This is a genomic window from Streptomyces sp. L-9-10, from assembly GCF_004151105.1.
Lineage (GTDB): Bacteria > Actinomycetota > Actinomycetes > Streptomycetales > Streptomycetaceae > Streptomyces.
In genome coordinates this window covers 99,168-117,027 of the sequence record NZ_PHRF01000026.1, presented here as the reverse complement: position 1 = coordinate 117,027, position 17,860 = coordinate 99,168, and the positions used below count along the sequence as shown (strand labels likewise).

Annotated in this window: 16 protein-coding genes and 1 tRNA gene; 10 read left to right on the top strand and 7 right to left on the bottom strand. The window is 69.5% G+C overall.

The window, feature by feature from the left end; genetic code table 11:
• The first annotated feature begins 46 nt into the window (after window positions 1–46).
• The gene (locus CU044_RS05785) at window positions 47–1,537 is read left to right on the top strand and encodes an aminopeptidase P family protein (protein ID WP_129767355.1); all 1,491 of its coding nucleotides are present in this window, start codon (window positions 47–49) and stop codon (window positions 1,535–1,537) included.
• 139 nt (window positions 1,538–1,676) lie between these two features.
• On the opposite strand, the gene CU044_RS05780 is transcribed toward CU044_RS05785, so the two are convergent.
• The gene (locus CU044_RS05780) at window positions 1,677–2,132 is read right to left on the bottom strand and encodes an ATP-binding protein (RefSeq protein ID WP_129767354.1); all 456 of its coding nucleotides are present in this window, start codon (window positions 2,130–2,132) and stop codon (window positions 1,677–1,679) included.
• A gap of 327 nt (window positions 2,133–2,459) precedes the next feature.
• On the opposite strand from CU044_RS05780, the gene CU044_RS05775 reads away from it, so the two are divergent.
• From CU044_RS05775 to CU044_RS05735, 9 genes are all read left to right on the top strand, one after another.
• Window positions 2,460–3,284 (top strand): hypothetical protein, encoded by an 825-nt coding sequence (locus CU044_RS05775; RefSeq protein WP_129767353.1) that lies wholly within the window; start codon window positions 2,460–2,462, stop codon window positions 3,282–3,284.
• A gap of 140 nt (window positions 3,285–3,424) precedes the next feature.
• A complete protein-coding gene (locus tag CU044_RS05770; protein ID WP_240045369.1) occupies window positions 3,425–4,150 on the top strand; it encodes a YcnI family protein in 726 nt (241 codons plus the stop codon).
• Between the two features lie 168 nt (window positions 4,151–4,318).
• Window positions 4,319–4,999, top strand: coding sequence for an SCO family protein (locus CU044_RS05765; protein ID WP_129767351.1), 681 nt, complete (start codon window positions 4,319–4,321; stop codon window positions 4,997–4,999).
• A complete protein-coding gene (locus CU044_RS05760; protein WP_129767350.1) occupies window positions 4,996–5,514 on the top strand; it encodes a copper chaperone PCu(A)C in 519 nt (172 codons plus the stop codon). Before CU044_RS05765 ends, CU044_RS05760 begins: the two co-directional genes overlap by 4 nt.
• A 14-nt stretch (window positions 5,515–5,528) precedes the next feature.
• Entirely contained in the window at window positions 5,529–7,502 is a 1,974-nt protein-coding gene (locus CU044_RS05755) for a copper resistance protein CopC (RefSeq protein WP_129767349.1), read from the top strand.
• Window positions 7,503–7,667: 165 nt separating this feature from the next.
• The gene (efeB, locus tag CU044_RS05750; protein ID WP_240045390.1) at window positions 7,668–8,903 is read left to right on the top strand and encodes an iron uptake transporter deferrochelatase/peroxidase subunit; all 1,236 of its coding nucleotides are present in this window, start codon (window positions 7,668–7,670) and stop codon (window positions 8,901–8,903) included.
• Window positions 8,904–8,975: 72 nt separating this feature from the next.
• Entirely contained in the window at window positions 8,976–9,911 is a 936-nt protein-coding gene (pheA, locus tag CU044_RS05745; RefSeq protein ID WP_129767347.1) for a prephenate dehydratase, read from the top strand.
• Window positions 9,912–10,533: 622 nt separating this feature from the next.
• Complete coding sequence (serS, locus tag CU044_RS05740; protein ID WP_129767346.1) at window positions 10,534–11,811, top strand: serine--tRNA ligase; 1,278 nt, start codon at window positions 10,534–10,536, stop codon at window positions 11,809–11,811.
• Window positions 11,812–11,840: 29 nt separating this feature from the next.
• Window positions 11,841–12,686 (top strand): HAD family hydrolase, encoded by an 846-nt coding sequence (locus CU044_RS05735; protein ID WP_129767474.1) that lies wholly within the window; start codon window positions 11,841–11,843, stop codon window positions 12,684–12,686.
• Between the two features lie 98 nt (window positions 12,687–12,784).
• On the opposite strand, the gene CU044_RS05730 is transcribed toward CU044_RS05735, so the two are convergent.
• The 6 genes from CU044_RS05730 to CU044_RS05705 all read right to left on the bottom strand — a co-directional run bounded on the left by CU044_RS05730 (window position 12,785) and on the right by CU044_RS05705 (window position 17,755).
• A tRNA-Ser gene (locus CU044_RS05730) sits at window positions 12,785–12,869 on the bottom strand.
• Window positions 12,870–13,198: 329 nt separating this feature from the next.
• Window positions 13,199–13,891, bottom strand: a complete 693-nt coding sequence (locus CU044_RS05725; protein WP_129767345.1) for a hypothetical protein — start codon at window positions 13,889–13,891, stop codon at window positions 13,199–13,201.
• Window positions 13,892–14,184: 293 nt separating this feature from the next.
• On the bottom strand, window positions 14,185–14,904 hold the full coding sequence (locus CU044_RS05720) for an ABC transporter permease (protein WP_129767344.1): 720 nt from the start codon (window positions 14,902–14,904) through the stop codon (window positions 14,185–14,187).
• Window positions 14,905–14,929: 25 nt separating this feature from the next.
• Window positions 14,930–15,841, bottom strand: a complete 912-nt coding sequence (locus tag CU044_RS05715) for an ATP-binding cassette domain-containing protein (RefSeq protein WP_129767343.1) — start codon at window positions 15,839–15,841, stop codon at window positions 14,930–14,932.
• Window positions 15,838–16,749 carry an ABC transporter permease subunit gene (locus CU044_RS05710; protein WP_129767342.1) on the bottom strand — a complete coding sequence of 304 codons (912 nt, stop codon included), beginning with the start codon at window positions 16,747–16,749 and terminating at the stop codon, window positions 15,838–15,840. The genes CU044_RS05715 and CU044_RS05710 overlap by 4 nt, the downstream gene beginning before the upstream one ends.
• Window positions 16,739–17,755, bottom strand: coding sequence for an ABC transporter ATP-binding protein (locus CU044_RS05705; protein ID WP_129767473.1), 1,017 nt, complete (start codon window positions 17,753–17,755; stop codon window positions 16,739–16,741). The genes CU044_RS05710 and CU044_RS05705 overlap by 11 nt, the downstream gene beginning before the upstream one ends.
• Window positions 17,756–17,860 lie beyond the last annotated feature (105 nt).

Genomic DNA, 17,860 nt, shown 5'->3' with positions numbered 1-17,860 from the left:
ATCGGTCGTCGTATCGGTAGTCGTACGAGTCGTATGAGGAGAAGACGTGGCTGAGGAGCTCACCCCGGAGACCCCGGAGCCGGAGACCCCTGAAACAGAAGAAGCACCCATCAAGCCGAGGAAGAACGGTCTGTACCCGGGCGTGTCCGATGAGCTCGCAGAGAACATGAAGTCAGGCTGGGCCGACACCGAGCTGCACGGCCTGGAGCCGATCGCGCAGGCGTCCGAGACCGCCGCCCGCCGCGCCGCGCTCTCCGCGCGCTTCCCCGGCGAGCGCCTGGTGATCCCCGCGGGCAACCTCAAGACCCGCTCCAACGACACCGAGTACGCCTTCCGCGCCTCCACCGAGTACACGTACCTCACCGGCGACCAGACCCAGGACGGCGTCCTCGTACTGGAGCCGAAGACCGGTCCGTCCGGCCAGGGCGGGCACGACGCGACCGTCTATCTGCTGCCGCGCTCCAACCGCGAGAACGGCGAGTTCTGGCTCGACGGCCAGGGCGAGCTGTGGGTCGGCCGCCGGCACTCCCTCACCGAGGCCGAACAGCTGCTCGGCATCCCCGCCAAGGACGTACGGGAACTGCCCGCCGCTCTCAAGGACGCCACGGGCCCCGTCCGCAACGTCCGGGGGCACGACGCCGGCGTCGAGGCCGCGCTGACCGACAAGGTCACCGCCGAGCGCGACGAGGAGCTGCGCGTCCACCTCTCCGAGGCACGCGCCGTGAAGGACGCGTTCGAGATCGGCGAGCTGCAGAAGGCCGTGGACTCCACCGTCCGCGGCTTCGAGGACGTCGTGAAGATCCTCGACAAGGCCGAGGCGACCAGCGAGCGCTACATCGAGGGCACGTTCTTCCTGCGCGCCCGTGTCGAGGGCAACGACATCGGCTACGGCTCGATCTGCGCGGCGGGACCGCACGCCACCACCCTGCACTGGGTGCGCAACGACGGTGACGTACGCTCCGGCGATCTGCTGCTGCTCGACGCGGGTGTGGAGACCCACACCCTGTACACCGCGGATGTCACGCGCACCCTGCCGATCAACGGCCGCTACAGCGAGATCCAGCGGAAGATCTACGACGCGGTGTACGAATCCCAGGAGGCCGGCATCGCGGCGGTGCGGCCGGGCGCGAAGTACCGCGACTTCCACGACGCCTCGCAGCGGGTCCTCGCCGAGAGGCTCGTCGAGTGGGGGCTGCTCGATGGGCCGGTCGAGAAGGTCCTGGAGCTGGGCCTCCAGCGTCGCTGGACGCTGCACGGCACCGGTCACATGCTCGGTCTGGACGTCCACGACTGCGCGGCAGCGCGCCGCGAGGCGTACGCGGACGGGACGCTGGAGCCGGGGATGTGCCTCACCGTGGAGCCGGGTCTCTACTTCCAGGCCGACGATCTGACCGTGCCCGAGGAGTACCGCGGCATCGGTGTCAGGATCGAGGACGACATCCTCGTCACGGAGGACGGGAACCGGAACCTGTCGGCCGCGCTGCCGCGCCGGGCCGACGAGGTCGAGGCATGGATGGCGGCGCTCAAGCAGGCCTGACCCCGGTCCTCTGCGCCCGGGTACCAACCAGGTACCGGCGCCAATCAGATACCGGGCACCAGCCAGGTACCGGGCACAACGCGGGCTCAGTGGCCGGCCTCAGATCCCGGTCCCTGGTGGAGGGCGTTCCGCTCGGAGCTCACATGGCTCTGAGCAGGGCGCCCTCGCGCCATTTCAGGATCTTGTCGAAGCTGATCACCGCGCCGTGCCCCGGCCGGTTCCCGAACTGCACATGATCGGCGAGCTGCTCGATCAGCCCCAGCCCCCTGCCGTTCTCGGCCGTGAGCGCGGGCGCGGGGGCCGTACGCTGCACCACCCGCCGGGCGGGAAAGCCGGGGCCCGAGTCGGCCACTTCGATACGGCATCTCTCCCCGTCCAGATAGGCGGTCACCCGGTACCCCCCGGGCGGCTCGCCGGACCCTTCGCCCCCGCCATGCTCAACGGCGTTCGCACAGGCTTCACTGAGCGCGACCGACAGGTCGAAGGAGATGTCCGGGTCGACACCCACGGTGTCCATGGCGCCGAGCAGAAGGCGGCGGGCGAGCGGAACGCTCGCGGCTTCGCGCCGCAAGTGGAGAGACCACCAGATGCTCATGCTCCAGCCTCCAGGCTGCGGCTCGACATACCGGCGCTCGACATATCGAGGCTCGACATACCGATACGTATTGCCCCGGACCTCCGGTCGTAAGCACGGGGTTGACGTGATAACCCTCATTCGGCGGACGCGTCCGCGGCGCATCTCGGTGTATGGAACAGAGCCCGGCGGCGGAGCGGAGACGGGACACAGCGGGTCAAGGACGCGACGGAGACAGGCCGAAGACGGGGCGGAGACGGGATAAGGATCGGACAGAGATCGGACAGAGGGTGACCTTCCGGACCTGCCCTACGGCGCCGGGGGCCGCAGTGCGATGATGACCCGGCCATGTCCAGACCCGCCCGCACGTACGCCGGAGCCGCCCCGCGGCTGCTGAGGGCCGCGGTGTTCACCGCGGTCTGCGTCGTGCTGTCGGCGACGGGACATGTGCTGGCCGCCTGCGCGCCGGTCCCCTGGTGGACCTTGCTCCTCGGCTTCCTGGGAGTGTTCGCGATCGCCGCGCCGCTCGCCGGACGCGCGCGGTCGACGGGCTCGATCGTCATCGCTCTGACGGCTGGTCAGCTCGGCCTGCACAGCCTGTTCGGCCTCGGCCAGCAGCACCTCAAGGTGCCGGCCGGCGCGGACGACGCTTTGATCAGAATGGCCGCGAAGCTGGCCTGTGGAGCGGGTCCCGCCTCACTCAGCGTGGTCGACGCACAGCGGATCGTCGCCAACGCGGGTATCCGCCCGGTGGGTTCGATGACGGGCACCCATCAGCACATGCCATCCGCCTTCGGACCCGCGGCCTCGAACGCCGCGTCGGCCACCGCCGCCGGTGAGGGGCTGCTGCCCTCTCTGCCCATGGTGCTCGGGCATCTGCTCGCCGCTCTCGCGACGGGCTGGCTGCTGCGCCGCGGGGATCTCGCGCTTCTCCGGCTCAGCCGGCTGTCGACGCAGGGCATCGGTGAAGTCACCGACAGTGCGGCGCTGCGCGCCCTGCGCGCGGCTCTCGCCCTCGTACGGGCGCTGCGCGCCGGGCTGCCCGGCGTACCCGCGCCACGGCCGCGCGCCCCGCACGGCTCGTACCGCACTCCGCCCCCACCGGCCGGGGAAACTCTCCAGCACACGGTGATCAGACGCGGCCCTCCGGCCGTATTCGCCCTCGCAGCCTGACGCGACACCCTCCGCGCTTCCGCGTGCCGATGGATATTCGGACACGGACCGGGGTGAGGTCGCTGTGCCGTCGCGCACCGCCGCCGCGGCACCCCCTTCTGATCACCTCTTTCTCTTTCTCTCGCACCGTGGAGTGTTCTGTGTTCTCAGCCAAGAACGTCACCCGCGTCTCCGTCGCCGGCGGTATCGCCGCGACCGCCCTTCTGCTGCTGGCCGGTCCCGCCTCCGCGCATGTCAGCGTGCAGCCGCAGGGCGAGGCCGCCAAGGGCGGTTACGCGACGATCAACTTCAAGGTCCCCAACGAGCGCGACGACGCCTCCACCACCAAGGTCGAAGTGAACTTCCCGGACGACCACCCGCTGGCGTCCGTGCTGCCGCAGCCCGTACCGGGCTGGAAGATCGACGTCGCCAGGACCAAGCTCGCCAAGCCGCTGGAGATGCACGGCAACACCATCACCGAGGCTGTCTCCAAGGTCACCTGGACCGCGGACGGCAGCAAGATCGGACCGGGTCAGTTCCAGCAGTTCCCCCTCTCCGTCGGACAACTCCCCGAAGACGCCGACCAGCTGGTGTTCAAGGCGATCCAGACATACGACAACAGGGAAATCGTTCGCTGGATCGAGGAGCCCAAGGAGGACGGGACGGAGCCCCTCAGCCCCGCGCCCGTGCTGAAGCTCACGGCGGCCACCGGCGACGAGCACGGCGCCTCGGCCGGGAAGGACAAGGCCGCGGCCGACGCGAAGGCCGCGACGGCCTCCGCCGACACCAGTGACACCACCGCCCGTGCCCTCGGCCTCATCGGCATCCTCGTCGGCATCGCCGGGGTGACCTTCGCCGTGCTGGCCGGTCGTCGCCGTTCGGCCTGACGGGCCTGAGGCGCTCCCTCCCTCCTCTCCTCACGCACCACGGCAGCGCGCACCACGGCGCTGCGCACCACATACCCGAGGCACCCGAGGCGCCCGGGACACGCGGAGCCGGACAACACCCCGGCCCGCGTGTCCGGTGCCCGTACCCCACGACCAGGAAATCTCCCCATGCGCACGAAGACAGTGACCTCCCGTAAGAAGACGGTGGCTTCCGCCGCCGCTCTCGTCGCGGCCCTGGCACTCACCCTGACCGCCTGCGGCGGTGGCGGCGACGACTCCACGAAGCCCGTCGCCGATATCTCCGCCCAGCCGAAGACCGAAGCCGCGACGGTGCTCGACACACCGTTCAAGAAGCCGAACCTCGTCCTGAAGGACACCAAGGGCAAGTCGTACGACTTCCGTGAGGCGACCAAGGGCAAGCCGACGCTCATCTACTTCGGCTACACCAACTGCCCTGACGTCTGCCCGACGACGATCAGCAACATCGCCATCGCCCGTAAATCGCTGCCCAAGGCCGACCAGGACAAGCTCCAGGTCGTCTTCGTCACCACCGACCCGGAGCGGGACACCTCCGCCGAACTCGGCAAGTGGCTGGCCAGCGCGGGCGATCCGTCCTTCGTCGGACTCACCGGCGACTTCCCCACCATCCAGGCGGGCGCGCGTCAGCTCGGCATCGGCATCGACGCGCCCAAGAAGGAGAAGGACGGCACCGTCGTCTCGATGCACGGCGCACAGGTCATCGCGTTCTCACCGAAGACCGACGGCGGATATGTCCTCTACGGCGAGGACGCCTCCTCGGACGACTACGCCAAGGACCTGCCGAAGCTCATCAAGGGTGAGAACCCGTGAACCGCCGTACTCTTCCCGCTCTCGCCGTCGCCCTGACCGCCGCGCTGGCGCTGGCGGGCTGCTCCTCGGCGTCATCCGCTTCCTCCTCCTCTTCCTCGTCCGCTTCCGGCTCTTCGTCCGGCTCCTCCGCCAACCCTTCGGGCAACACACCCCAGTTGAAGGTCAGCGGGGGCTATATGCCGCGCCCCGTCGGCGATCTCGCGGCGGGCTTCCTCGTCGTCACCAACAGCGGTGGCGCCGCCGACAAGCTCACCTCCGTCACCAGCGACATCTCCGACGACATCACGATCCACAGCACCGAGAACCAGAAAATGCGGAAGGTGAAGTTCTTCGACATCCCGGCCGGCGGCGAACTGAACCTCGCGCGTGGCGGCAACCACATCATGTTCATGGGGCTCACGCGGCAGCCGAAGGAGGGCCAGAAGGTCAGCATCGAGCTGCACTTCGAGAAGGCCGACCCCATCAAGGTCGAGCTTCCCGTGAAGGAGATCAACTACAACCCGGCCCAGCGATGAGGGACTGACACGCCATGACAGCCACCGCCCCGCGCTTCGGATCCGCACCCCTGGTGCGGCTACTGCTCGTTGCCACGGTGCTTCTCGGCACCGTCTTCACCGTGCTCTCCGGCACGGCGTCGGCGCATGCCGCACTGACCGGGAGCACCCCCGAGGACGGGGCGGTGGTCGCCACCGCTCCCAAGGACATCAGCCTCACCTTCTCCGAACAGATCGCCATGGGCGACAACTCGATCCGTGTGCTCGATCCGGGCAACAAGCGCGCCGACACCGGGAAGATCCGCGATCTGAGCAGCGGCGGCACCGTCGCCTACGGCGTCGACCTCCACGCGGGACTGCCCGACGGCACCTACACCGTCGCCTGGCAGGCGGTCTCCGCCGACAGCCATCCCATCTCCGGCGCCTTCACCTTCTCCATCGGAGCGCCCTCGAAGACCACGGCCGCCGTGCCCAGCGAGGAAGCAGGCGGGGGACTCGTCGGCACCCTCTACGACATCGCGCGCTATATCTCGTACGCCGGTTTCATCCTCCTCGTCGGTGGCGCGGCCTTCATCCTCGGCTGCTGGCCGCGCGGCGCGTCCGTACGTCCCCTGCAACGGCTCGTCGTGCAGGGCTGGCTCACCCTCACCGCCGCCACGCTCGTCCTGCTCCTCCTGCGCAGCCCGTACACCGGCTCGGGCGAGCTGGGCGACGCCTTCGACCTCGGCGGACTCCAGGACGTCCTGGCCACCAAGACCGGAGCGGCACTCGTCTCCCGGCTGCTGCTGCTCGGCGCCGCCGCCCTGTTCGTCGCCGTCCTCTTCGGCGCGTACGCCAAGCGGGAGACGCCCCAGGACGAGGAGGAGAACAAGGAGAGGAAGGACCTCACCTTCGGACTCACCGTGGGCGGCGCGGTCGTCGCGGCAGGGATCGCCGGGACGTGGGCGCTCGCCGAGCACGCCTCGACCGGGATCCAGACCGGTCTCGCCATGCCGGTGGACGTCCTGCATCTGCTGGCGGTGGCGAGCTGGCTCGGCGGGCTCACGGCGCTGCTGGTCGCCCTCTACCGGGCGCCCTCCCTCGAGAACGCGGCGGTGCGGCGCTTCTCGCGCGTCGCCTTCGTCAGCGTCGTCGTACTCGCCGCGACCGGGCTCTACCAGTCGTGGCGTCAGGTCGGATCGTGGTCGGCGCTCTGGGGCACGTCATATGGGCAACTCCTTCTGGTCAAGGTCGGGCTCGTCGCTGTGCTGGTCGGGATCGCCTGGTTCTCCCGGAGGTGGACGGGACGGCTGGAGCAGCGGGCAGAGGCCGGGGCCGGGGTCAGGGCCGGGGTCAGGGTCGGGGCAGAAGCCGAGGCCGAAGCCGCGACAGGATCGGAGACCGGTGGGGGGACCGAGACCACCGCGTCGGTGACCGTCGTTGGTGACAGTGAGAGAGCTACCCAGCTCGCACGGCAGAAAGAGGCACTGGCGACTGCTCGCCAGAAGCGGATCCGTGATTCCGATCCGGGGCGAATCGGACTGCGCCGGTCCGTACTCGCCGAAGCCGGAGTCGCCGTGGTGCTCCTCGCCGTCACGACCGTACTGACCTCCACAGAGCCGGGCCGTACGGCCGAGCAGGAAGCCGGCGCGACCGGTGGCACGGCCGCCACCGCGCCCGCGACCGAGGGCCCCCTCGCCCTCACGCTGCCCTTCGACACCGGCGGCGAGAACGGCAAGGGCACCGTACGGCTCACCCTCGATCCCGGCCGCTCCGGCGCCAACGCGATGCACATCTACGTCGACGGCCCGGACGGACAGCCGCTGGACGTGCCCGAGGTGAAGGCCGCCTTCACCCTCACGGCCCAGAAGATCGGTCCGCTGCCGATCGTCCCCGAGCACTTCGCTCCCGGACACTGGAGCGCGGACGCCGTGCAGATCCCGATGCCGGGCGAGTGGCAGCTCCAGCTGACCATCCGTACCTCCGACATCGACCAGACGACCGTCGACAAGAACGTGAAGATCGGCTGACCCATCGTGAGCGAGACGACCCGGCAGGACCACGACAACCGGAACGGCCGCGACGGCGGCCGCTCCCGGCCCCTCCGCGAGAAGCCCGAGGACGGAACCCCCGAGAACGGGGCCGCCGAGGGCGGATCCGGGCGCGCCCCGCTCACCGGTGTCTCCAGGCGGCGGCTGCTCGGCTCCGCGGGCGCCGCCGGACTCGCCCTCGGCGCGGTCGGCGGAGCCGGCGCGTACGCGGCGAGCCGCCCCACGCCGGCGACCGCGCTGACCAGCGTCGGCACGGACTCCGTCCCCTTCCACGGCGCGCACCAGCCCGGCATCACCACTCCCCTGCACGCCCGTGGCCATCTGATCGCCTTCGACCTGGCCCCCGGCGCGGGACGGCGGGAAGCCGCCGCGCTGCTGCGCCGCTGGTCGGACACGGCACGGACGCTGATGACCGGCGAACCGGCCGCGGGTGGCGGTGCGGGAGCCACGGGCGCGGACGGCGGCCACGACACCGGTATCGCCCTGGACGCCGGGCCCTCCTCCCTCACCGTGACCTTCGGGTTCGGCCGCACCTTCTTCGACCGTACGGGCCTGGCCGCCCGGCGCCCGGCCGCCCTCGATCCGCTGCCCGCCTTCTCCTCCGACCATCTCGACGCCGGACGCAGCAACGGCGATCTCTGGATCCAGATCGGCTCCAACGACGCGCTCGTCGCCTTCCACGCGCTGCGGGCGCTCCAGAAGGACGCGGGCGCGGCGGCCCGGGTGCGCTGGCAGATGAACGGCTTCAACCGTTCCCCCGGCGCCACCCCCCACCCCATGACCAGCCGGAATCTGATGGGCCAGATAGACGGCACCGGCAATCCCAAGCCGTCGGAGCCGGACTTCGACCGGCGGATCTTCGTCCCGGCGGCCCCGGCGGCCGGCACCCCGTCCTGGATGGCGGGCGGCTCCTACGCGGTCGTACGGCGTATCCGCATGCTCCTGGACGACTGGGAGGCGCTCTCGCTCGCCAAGCAGGAACAGGTCATCGGCCGGCGCAAGTCGGACGGGGCCCCGCTCACGGGCGGTACGGAGACGACCGAACCGGACCTGGACCGGTGGGGACCGGACGGCAAGCCCGTCATCCCCAGCAACGCACACGCCCGGATCTCGACGCCGGAGGCCAACGGCGGGGCCGCGATGCTGCGCCGTCCCTTCTCCTTCCACGACGGAATCGCGCCGGACGGGACACCGGACGCGGGGCTGCTCTTCGTCTGCTGGCAGGCCGATCCGCTCAAGGGCTTCGTACCGGTGCAGCGCAAGCTCGACCGGGGGGACGCGCTGTCGGCGTTCATCCGCCATGAGGCGAGCGGTCTCTTCGCGGTGCCCGGGGGCGCCCGGGAGGGGGAGTACGTGGGTCAGCGGCTCCTGGAGTCCTGAGCCCGCACGCCCCCCACCTCGGGGTTTACCAGGCCGGACCCACGAGAGCCGTCAGCCCATTAGGGTGACCGTATGTCGGCCACGCGCTACACGTATCTCGGCCCCGAGGGCACCTTCACGGAAGCGGCCCTCCGTACACTCCCGGAATCCGCCACGCGGGAACTCGTCCCCATGGTGTCCGTACCGGCGGCCCTCGATGCCGTACGGAACGGGGAGGCCGCGGCCGCGCTGGTTCCGATCGAGAACTCGGTGGAGGGCGGGGTCACCGCGACCCTCGACGAGCTCGCTTCCGGCGAGCCGCTGATGATCTACCGCGAGGTGCTGCTGCCGATCACCTTCGCCCTGCTCGTACGGCCGGGGACGAAGCTGTCGGATGTGAAGACGGTGACCGGTCATCCGGTCGCCCAGCCGCAGGTGAGGAACTGGCTGCGGACCCAGCTGCCGGACGCGCTGTGGGAATCGGCCGCGTCGAACGCGGACGGGGCGCGACTGGTGCAGGAAGGCCGGTTCGACGCGGCCTTCGCCGGTGAGTTCGCGGCGGCGACGTACGGCCTCGAGGCCCTGGTCACCGAGATCCATGACGCGGAGAACGCGGAGACGCGCTTCGTCCTGGTGGGACGGCCGGCCCGCCCGGCGGCGCCGACGGGTGCGGACAAGACCTCGGTGGTCATCTGGCTGGGCGACGACCACCCGGGCGCGCTGCTCGAACTGCTCCAGGAGTTCGCGGTGCGCGGGGTCAACCTGATGCTGATCCAGTCACGTCCGACAGGTGCGGGAATCGGTAATTACTGCTTCGCGGTCGACGCCGAGGGCCATATCTCGGACCGGCGGGTGGGCGAGGCGCTGATGGGGCTGAAGCGGATCTGCCCCAAGGTGCGGTTCCTCGGCTCGTACCCGAGGGCGGGGATGTCCGCGAGCGATGTGCCGCCGTTGCGGCCCGGGACCTCGGATACGGCGTTCATCGAGGCGTCGGACTGGCTGGCGCGCAGCCAGGACGGCCGCGCCTGAGGCCGAGGCCCTGTCTCGGAGGCCCGGAGGCCCGGAGGCCCGGAGGCCCGGTGGGGGCCTGTGGTCCGGCCGCGGGGCCTGTGGATGTATCGCAGAGTTATCCACAGGCTCGCCTCTCACCCTGGGGACAAGTCGACAACACCAGCCCACACAGTCGACAAATCGCTCCTGCCGCCCCCCGCCCGTCCACAGGATGCCGAGGAGCCCCGCGTCACCTCAATTCCCGTGATCAACTCGTTAGAGCGAGCAATTCCCACCCGAATGAGTGCGCAAAGCGGGTTTGGGGAGAAAATCCTCCGGACCAGCCGTGACTTTTGAGACGGCCACTCCACTGATCCACAGATCTCCCACACAGCCTGTGGATAACTTCGGGGCCCTGTGCATTTCTGTGGACAACGCGCGCCCTCGCACGACCCAAGTCCCGTGCCCCACAAGGGAAGTGAGTCAAGGCACCAACATCGGAATGCCTCGTTCCGGGGAATTGCGTCCCCTTTATTGACGAACACCGAGCAACCGGCGAGGGTTTTCCCGACAGGTTTACCAATTCCGGCAATTAGGACAAAGGGGCGCGCCTGTTGATATCGGGTGGGGTGGCGTCAGTGCGCACCGGTAGCCTGGTGGGGTGATTGACCTTCGCCTGCTCCGTGAGGACCCCGACCGTGTTCGCGCCTCCCAGCGCGCCCGTGGAGAGGACGTCGCCCTCGTCGACGCCCTGCTCTCCGCCGATGAGCGGCGCCGGTCGTCCGGCCTGCGCTTCGATGAGCTGCGCTCCGAGCAGAAGTCGCTCGGCAAGCTGATCCCCAAGGCGTCCCCGGAGGAGAAGGCGGAGCTTCTGAGGAAGGCGGAGCAGCTGAAGGCGGAAGTCAAGGCCGCCGACGCCGAGCAGCACGAAGCCGACGAGGACGCCAAGCGGCTGCTCCTCCAGATCGGCAACATCATCCACCCCGACGTCCCGGTGGGCGGCGAGGAGGACTTCGTCGTCATGGAGACGCACGGCACGATCCGTGACTTCGCGGCGGAGGGCTTCGAGCCCAAGGACCACCTGGAGCTCGGCGAGGCGCTGGGCGCCATCGACGTCGAGCGGGGCGCCAAGGTGTCCGGCTCGCGCTTCTACTACCTGACGGGGGTCGGCGCGCTGCTGGAGCTCGCTCTCGTCAACGCGGCGATCGCGCAGGCCACCGAGGCCGGCTTCATCCCGATGCTCACGCCCGCGCTGGTCCGCCCGCGCGCCATGGAGGGCACGGGCTTCCTCGGCCAGGCCGCGGAGAACGTGTACCACCTGGAGAAGGACGACTACTACCTGGTCGGTACGTCAGAGGTGCCGCTCGCCGCGTACCACATGGACGAGATCATCGAGGCCGACAAGCTGCCCCTGCGGTACGCGGGCTTCTCGCCGTGCTTCCGCCGCGAGGCCGGGACCTATGGCAAGGACACCCGGGGCATCTTCCGGGTCCACCAGTTCGACAAGGTCGAGATGTTCTCGTACGTCGACCCGGCGGAGGCGCAGTCCGAGCACCAGCGGCTGCTGGACTGGGAGAAGCAGTGGCTGACCGGCCTCGGGCTGCCCTTCCAGGTGATCGATGTGGCCACGGGCGATCTGGGTTCCTCGGCCTCGCGCAAGTTCGACTGCGAGGCGTGGATCCCGACCCAGGGCAAGTACCGCGAGCTGACCTCGGCGTCCAACTGCGACGGCTTCCAGGCCCGCCGGCTCTCCGTCCGGATGCGGGACGGCAAGCAGGTCAAGCCGCTGGCGACGCTGAACGGCACGCTGTGCGCCGTCCCCCGCACGATCGTGGCGCTTCTGGAGAACCACCAGCAGCCGGACGGTTCGGTCTGGGTGCCCGAGGTGCTCCGCCCGTATCTGGGCGGCCGTGAGGTACTGGAACCGATCGCCAAGTGAGCACGGACCCCTCGGCGGCGCCCGCACCGGTGCCCGCGCCGCCCTCCGCGCCCTCTTCGGCTCCGTCGTTCCCGTACCGCCTGGTCGCGACCGATCTGGACGGCACACTGCTGCGCGAGGACGGCACGGTCTCCGGGCGTACGCGCGAGGCGCTCGCCGCCGTCACCGCGGCGGGCGCCGCGCACATCGTCGTCACCGGACGTGCCGTGCCGTGGACCCGGCACATACTGGACGACCTCGGATACGAAGGTCTCGCGGTGTGCGGCCAGGGTGCGCAGGTCTATCACGCCGGTGAGCACAAGCTGCTGACGTCGTTGACGCTGGACCGTCAACTGGCCGGGCTGGCGCTCGCCAAGATCGAGGGAGAGGTCGGCCCGCTGGCGCTGGCCGCGAGTCGGGACGGACTCGACGGCGATGTGCTGGTCGGCCCCGGCTACCGGGTGCAGGAAGGCCCGCTTCCGGCAGTGCTGGTCGACGATCCGGCGGAGCTGTGGTCGGCGCCGCTGAACAAGGTGTACATCCAGCATCCGGAGCTGGACGACGACGCGCTGGCCCAGGCCGCGCGGGCGACCGTCGGCAGCCTCGTGGACGTGGTGATGGCGGGCCCCGGTGTCGTGGAGATCCTGCCACTGGGCCTGAGCAAGGCCACCGGACTCTCGCTGGCGGCGCGCCGGCTGGGCATCAAGGCGGCGGACACGATCGCCTTTGGCGACATGCCGAACGACATCCCGATGTTCGGCTGGGCGCGGCACGGCGTGGCGATGGCCAACGCGCACGAGGAGCTGAAGGCCGTGGCGGACGAGGTCACGGCGTCGAACGAGGACGACGGCATCGCGCTGGTGCTGGAGAAGCTGCTGAGCCAGAGCCGGACCTGATCCAGACGACCGGCGCCCAGGGTCTGTCGGTTCGGCGGGACGGGGACGGGACGTCGGCGGGACGGGGACGGGGACGCCGACAGGGACAGGGACGTCGGCGGAGGATGCGCGGATCGAACGCGCGCGGGCTTACACCCGACTGCGGCTCAGCAAGCCGTTGCCTTACCACTCGGCCAATCCTCCGGGGAGGGGCGGCCCGCGCGGATGCGCGCTCGAAGCGGCCGCCCCTGGGCAGCGCCGGCGGCTGCGCGGAGTGGTGTTGAGTACTCCGGTGCCTACGCTTTGCTGCCCCGCTGGGAACTCGACGGACTCGGCCTCCCGGTCATCGCCGCGTTCCGCTCCCGGTCTGTGGTGCGTGTCATGACACAACTACTCTGACCGGCCGGGCGGTTCGACGCCACCGAATATTCGCGGCACGGCACGGCACGGCACGGCACGGCCCGGCACGGCACGGCACGGCACGCGCCCGCCCATGGGGTGTCTTCGGACGGACGCGGGCCGGCCCAGGAGGATCAGCGGCGCTTACGCCCGCGCCGCAGATCCCTCAGCTGATGAACGACATCGTCCACCCGGGCGTCCACGCGGTGGATGTCCGCGGACATCTCGCACAGCCGGTTACTGATGGCGGCGACAACCCGGTTGGTGGCGTCGAGCCGCCGGTCCAGGCTGTCGAGCCGGTACGACATCCGGTTCAGGACCGGCCCCAACTCCCGCAGCGCGACGCCGACCCCACCGAGGCACGCCTCAACGTCGGTGACCCGCCGGTCGAGGTCCGCGTACCCCTTCCGCAGATCGTGCTCGGCGTCGAGAAGATAGGTGCGGACGCATCGCGCGATGTCGCTGTCGCGAAGAAGCATCGCGATGTTGAGGACGGCGCGGCGGGTGTAGAGCGTGAGACTGGAACGCCTCTGTGGATAACTTCCCTCGCCCCCGGATGAGAGTGACATCTTGTCACTCTGATATTCCCGCAGGTCAGAGCCCCGCAGCACATGCATCCCGTTCTCTGACAGTTCCGCGCGATGCCTCGCGGTCAACTGCCTGATGACGTCTGTGGATACTTCGAAGTAGCGCGCGACGCCCTCGGTCGCGATGTGTACGCCGTCGTGCAGCAGCCGCAGCGCCTTGACCTTGTCGAGCGCCTCGACCCGTCCCACAACGCTGTCGCGCATCGTGCGCGATTCGAGCAGAGCACCTTCAGGTGGCATGGAAATGCCTTCCCTTTGTAGAACCGATGATGGTCGGCCCTGTCCCCGGGCTTCAGGGGCGGAGGTCGGCTCACGGTGGCTACTCACTCAATGACCGGTGCGGCTTTCGATCCGGCACCGGCAATCCCCAGTTTCACAAAGGCTCGACGCTACGAATCCCAGTTGCCTCCACGCACCCCGAACAACGAGCCGATAAGCGTACAGTTACGCCGCAACCCCTACCTATCGGGCAGGGGTTGCGGCGTAACGACGGCATACGTCGGAGGGCGTGGCGGCAGGCGGAAGCCTTCGGCTCACTCCTCGCCCGCGAGCGTCAGCGTCCGCAGTTTCTGTCCCGCGTACCAGGTCGCGGCCGCCGAGACACCCACCAACAGGACCACCGCCAGCGGCAGTCCGACGTCCGAGGTGATCGTCGTCCCGTCGCCGATCTTCTGGGCGAGCGCCAGGGACCACTGCTGGACGCTGAGCGTGCGCGCGCCCGGTACCAGGCTGCCGAAGAGGGTTTCCCAGACCAGCGCGTAGACCAGTCCGATGACCACCGCGTGCCTGCTGACCGTGCCGAGCAGCAGGAACAGCGCGCTGTAGGCGATCGAGGCGACAAGCGCCGCGACCGTATAGGCGATGGCGATCTGCTGGCCGTTGCCGTTCAGGATGTAGCCGGCGATGAAGGTGGGGATCGCGGAGAACGCCATGGTCACGGCTATCGCCACGATCAGTTTGGTGAAGATGATCGTCGACCGCTTCACCGGCTTGGACAGCAGATAGACGATCGAGCCGTCGTCGATCTCGGGCCCGATCGCGCCCGTCCCCGCGATCACACCGATCAGCGGCACCATCGTGGCCAGGGCGAAGCCGCCCAGTACATCGGACGCGACCTGGTCGTCCAGTCCGTTGAAGCCGCGGACGGCCGCCGCGATGAGGATCAGCAGCGCGGGCAGTACGAAGAGGATCGCGGCCCGGCGCCTGCCGAGCAGGGCCCGGTAGGTGAGCCGGGCGACTGTGGGGTTGTACATGACGTCACAGCTCCTTTCAGGCCGCTCAGGCCGCTACGAGGTAGGAGAAGACCGATTCGAGGGACTCGTCCGAGGGCGAGACCGCGAGCAGCCGGATGGAGTGCTCGCGGGCGACCCGCGGCAGCAGTTCGGTGAAGCGGCCGAAGTCGACCGCCTGGATGCGCAGTGCTCCCTCGGCGACGTCGACCTCGATACCGGCCGTCGACGGGTCGGCGATCAGCGCGGCGGCGAGCGCGCGGTCGTCGCTGGACCGTACGAGATAGCGGTGCGGCCGGTCGGTCATGAGGCGGCGGATCTTGCGGAAGTCACCGGAGGCGGCATGGCGGCCGGCCACGATCACCTCGATGTGCGAGGCGAGTTGCTCGACCTCCTCCAGGATATGGGAGGAGAACAGGACTGTCCGGCCCGTGGCGCCCATACGCCGCAGCAGATCCATCAGCTGCATCCGCTGACGCGGGTCCATCCCGTTGAACGGCTCGTCCAGGAGCAGCACCGACGGGTCGTGCACCAGCGCGGACGCCATCTTCACGCGCTGGCGCATGCCCTTGCTGTACGTCGCGATCTTGCGGTCCTGCGCGTACTCCATCTCGACCGTGGCGAGCGCCGCGCGGGCCGCTTTCGCGCCCAGTCCGTGCAGTTCGGCGTTTGCCACGACGAAGTCGAGGCCGGTGAGGAAGTCGTACATCGACTCCCGCTCCGGCACGATGCCGATCTGCCGGTAGACGGACTCGTTGCGCCAGATCTGCTTCCCGTCGAGGGTGACGGTGCCCGTGGAGGGGGCGAGGAAGCCGGCCATCATGTTGATGAGGGTGGACTTGCCCGCGCCGTTGGGGCCGAGCAGGCCGGTGACACCCGGGCCGATCGCCATCGTGACGTCGTTGACGGCCACCACATTGCCGAACCAGCGCGAGGTGTGCTCGATATTGATGGTGGTCACAGCCCGACCTTCCGGTAACGGCGCATGAGAACGGCGTACGAGCCGAGGACGAGCGCGAGTACGACGAGCAGATAGATCACGCCCACGCCGGCCGAGGGCCCCGACTCGCCCGGGAAGGCGGAGGTGGCGCCCAGGAAGGCGGTCTGTACGCCGTCGATGAGCGTGATCGGCGAGAAGAGGCCGAGCCACTTGACGGCGCCGAGCGCGTCCGTCTGCCAGGCGATCGCCTGGATGGTGGAGACCGCGCCGTAGGAGATGGTCAGGGTGGCGATGACCGCGGCGACACCGAAGCCGCGGCGCGGTGTGAGGGCGGCCATCACGAGACCGATCCCGCCGAAGAGGAGCGAGAGCAGCGCGACCGAGATCACTCCCTGGCCGAACCCCTTGGTCTGGTCGACGAAGTCCATCTTGGCCAGCAGAGAGCCCGCGTAGAGGATGACGAGCGGCGCCGCGGTCAGTACGAAGAGCGCGGAGGCCATCGCCGCGTACTTCGCGACGACGTAGTCGACCCGCTCGATCGGCCGGGAGAAGTACAGCGGCACGGTCTTGAAGCGCAGATCCCGCGAGACGGACTGCGGGGCCTGGGCCGCGAGATAGAGGCCGATGACGGCCTGGGTGACGATCGCGTAGCGCGTGTAGTCCAGCGGCAGGGTCTTGAGGTTGGTCGAGATGGCGACCGCGACGACGATCGCCGCGGGCAGGCACATCACCGCGAAGAGGATCATCGGCAGGACCTTGGACTTGGCCGACCGGCCGAGTCCGTACGCGCCGCGCAGGGACTGCGAGTAGAGGGAGCGTCGGGCGTAGGCGCGGCCGAGCCGCGGCCCGTCGTAGTTGCGGTACCCGATGTTGTGGATCCGGGTGGCTCCGGCGCCTGCCCCGGTACCGGCCTCGGTCTCAGTGCTCATCGCGGGCGCCTCCCTTCTGCAGTGCGTACTCCGCGTCGTCCGCGCCCTGGCCCGGCTGGGCCTCTTCGGCGGACGGTTGCGGGCGGAAGACCTCCGCTATGTGGTGGCGGCGCTGCTCCATCCGGACGAGCCCCAGGCCGAGCCCGGCGACGGTGTCTCGGACGACGTCGTACGTCTCCTCGCCCTTGGCCTCGATCAGCAGGATGTGGCCCGCGCCGGGAAGCCCTTCCTCCATGCCCGCGTGGAGGGTGAGTCCGGCGGCGGTGAGGGCCTCACGCAGGGACCGCGTGCCGTCGGGGTGCGCGTCCGTGTCGGTCACCTCGACCGCGAGGGTGGTGGTGCTCTGCGTGAAGTCGCTGGTGGAGCTGGAGCGCAGAAGCGTTCCGCCGTCGATGACGACGACATGGTCACAGGTGCGTTCGAGCTCGCCCAGGAGGTGCGAGGTGACCAGGACGGAGATGCCGAAGTCGGTGTAGACGCGCCGGATGAGGCCGAGCATCTCGTCGCGGCCGACCGGGTCGAGACCGTTGGTCGGCTCGTCGAGGAGGACCAGCTGAGGGTCGTGGACCAGCGCCTGCGCGAGCTTGACGCGCTGCTTCATGCCCGTGGAGTAGCCCCCGATGGGACGGTAGCGCTCCTCGTACAGGCCGACATGGCGCAGCGTGTCCGCGGTCCGCTCGCGGGCCGCGGTCGGTGGAAGTCCGGACATGCGCGCCATGTGGACGACGAACTCGGTGGCCGAGACGTCAGGCGGCAGGCAGTCGTGCTCGGGCATGTATCCGACGCGCTCGCGGATGGCGCCGCCGCTGGTGGCGACATCGAGCCCGAGCACCGTGGCCCGGCCTTCCGTGGCGGGGGACAGACCCAGCAGGATCTTGATCATGGTGGACTTGCCGGCCCCGTTGGCGCCCACCAGACCGGTCACACCCGGTCCGATGTCCAAGGAGAGCCGGTCAAGCGCGGTTACCCGGGGGAACCGCTTGCTCAGGCTTTCTAGCGCGATCACAGTCACGGGTCGACGGTAGTGGCGCGGCTCGCGGTGAGCGTCAGACCAGGCGGCTGTATCCATGTCAGCCTCCAGACGTACGGAACCCGTAAGGGCACCTGGCGC

Excerpts from the sequence above, each read along its gene's own strand:
- CU044_RS05780 (WP_129767354.1), bottom strand. The coding sequence starts at position 2,132 with ATGAGCATCTGGTGGTCTCTCCACTTGCGGCGCGAAGCCGCGAGCGTT.
- CU044_RS05775 (WP_129767353.1), top strand. The coding sequence starts at position 2,460 with ATGTCCAGACCCGCCCGCACGTACGCCGGAGCCGCCCCGCGGCTGCTG.
- CU044_RS05765 (WP_129767351.1), top strand. The coding sequence starts at position 4,319 with ATGCGCACGAAGACAGTGACCTCCCGTAAGAAGACGGTGGCTTCCGCC.
- CU044_RS05755 (WP_129767349.1), top strand. The coding sequence starts at position 5,529 with ATGACAGCCACCGCCCCGCGCTTCGGATCCGCACCCCTGGTGCGGCTA.
- pheA (WP_129767347.1), top strand. The coding sequence starts at position 8,976 with ATGTCGGCCACGCGCTACACGTATCTCGGCCCCGAGGGCACCTTCACG.
- CU044_RS05725 (WP_129767345.1), bottom strand. The coding sequence starts at position 13,891 with ATGCCACCTGAAGGTGCTCTGCTCGAATCGCGCACGATGCGCGACAGC.
- CU044_RS05720 (WP_129767344.1), bottom strand. The coding sequence starts at position 14,904 with ATGTACAACCCCACAGTCGCCCGGCTCACCTACCGGGCCCTGCTCGGC.
- CU044_RS05710 (WP_129767342.1), bottom strand. The coding sequence starts at position 16,749 with ATGAGCACTGAGACCGAGGCCGGTACCGGGGCAGGCGCCGGAGCCACC.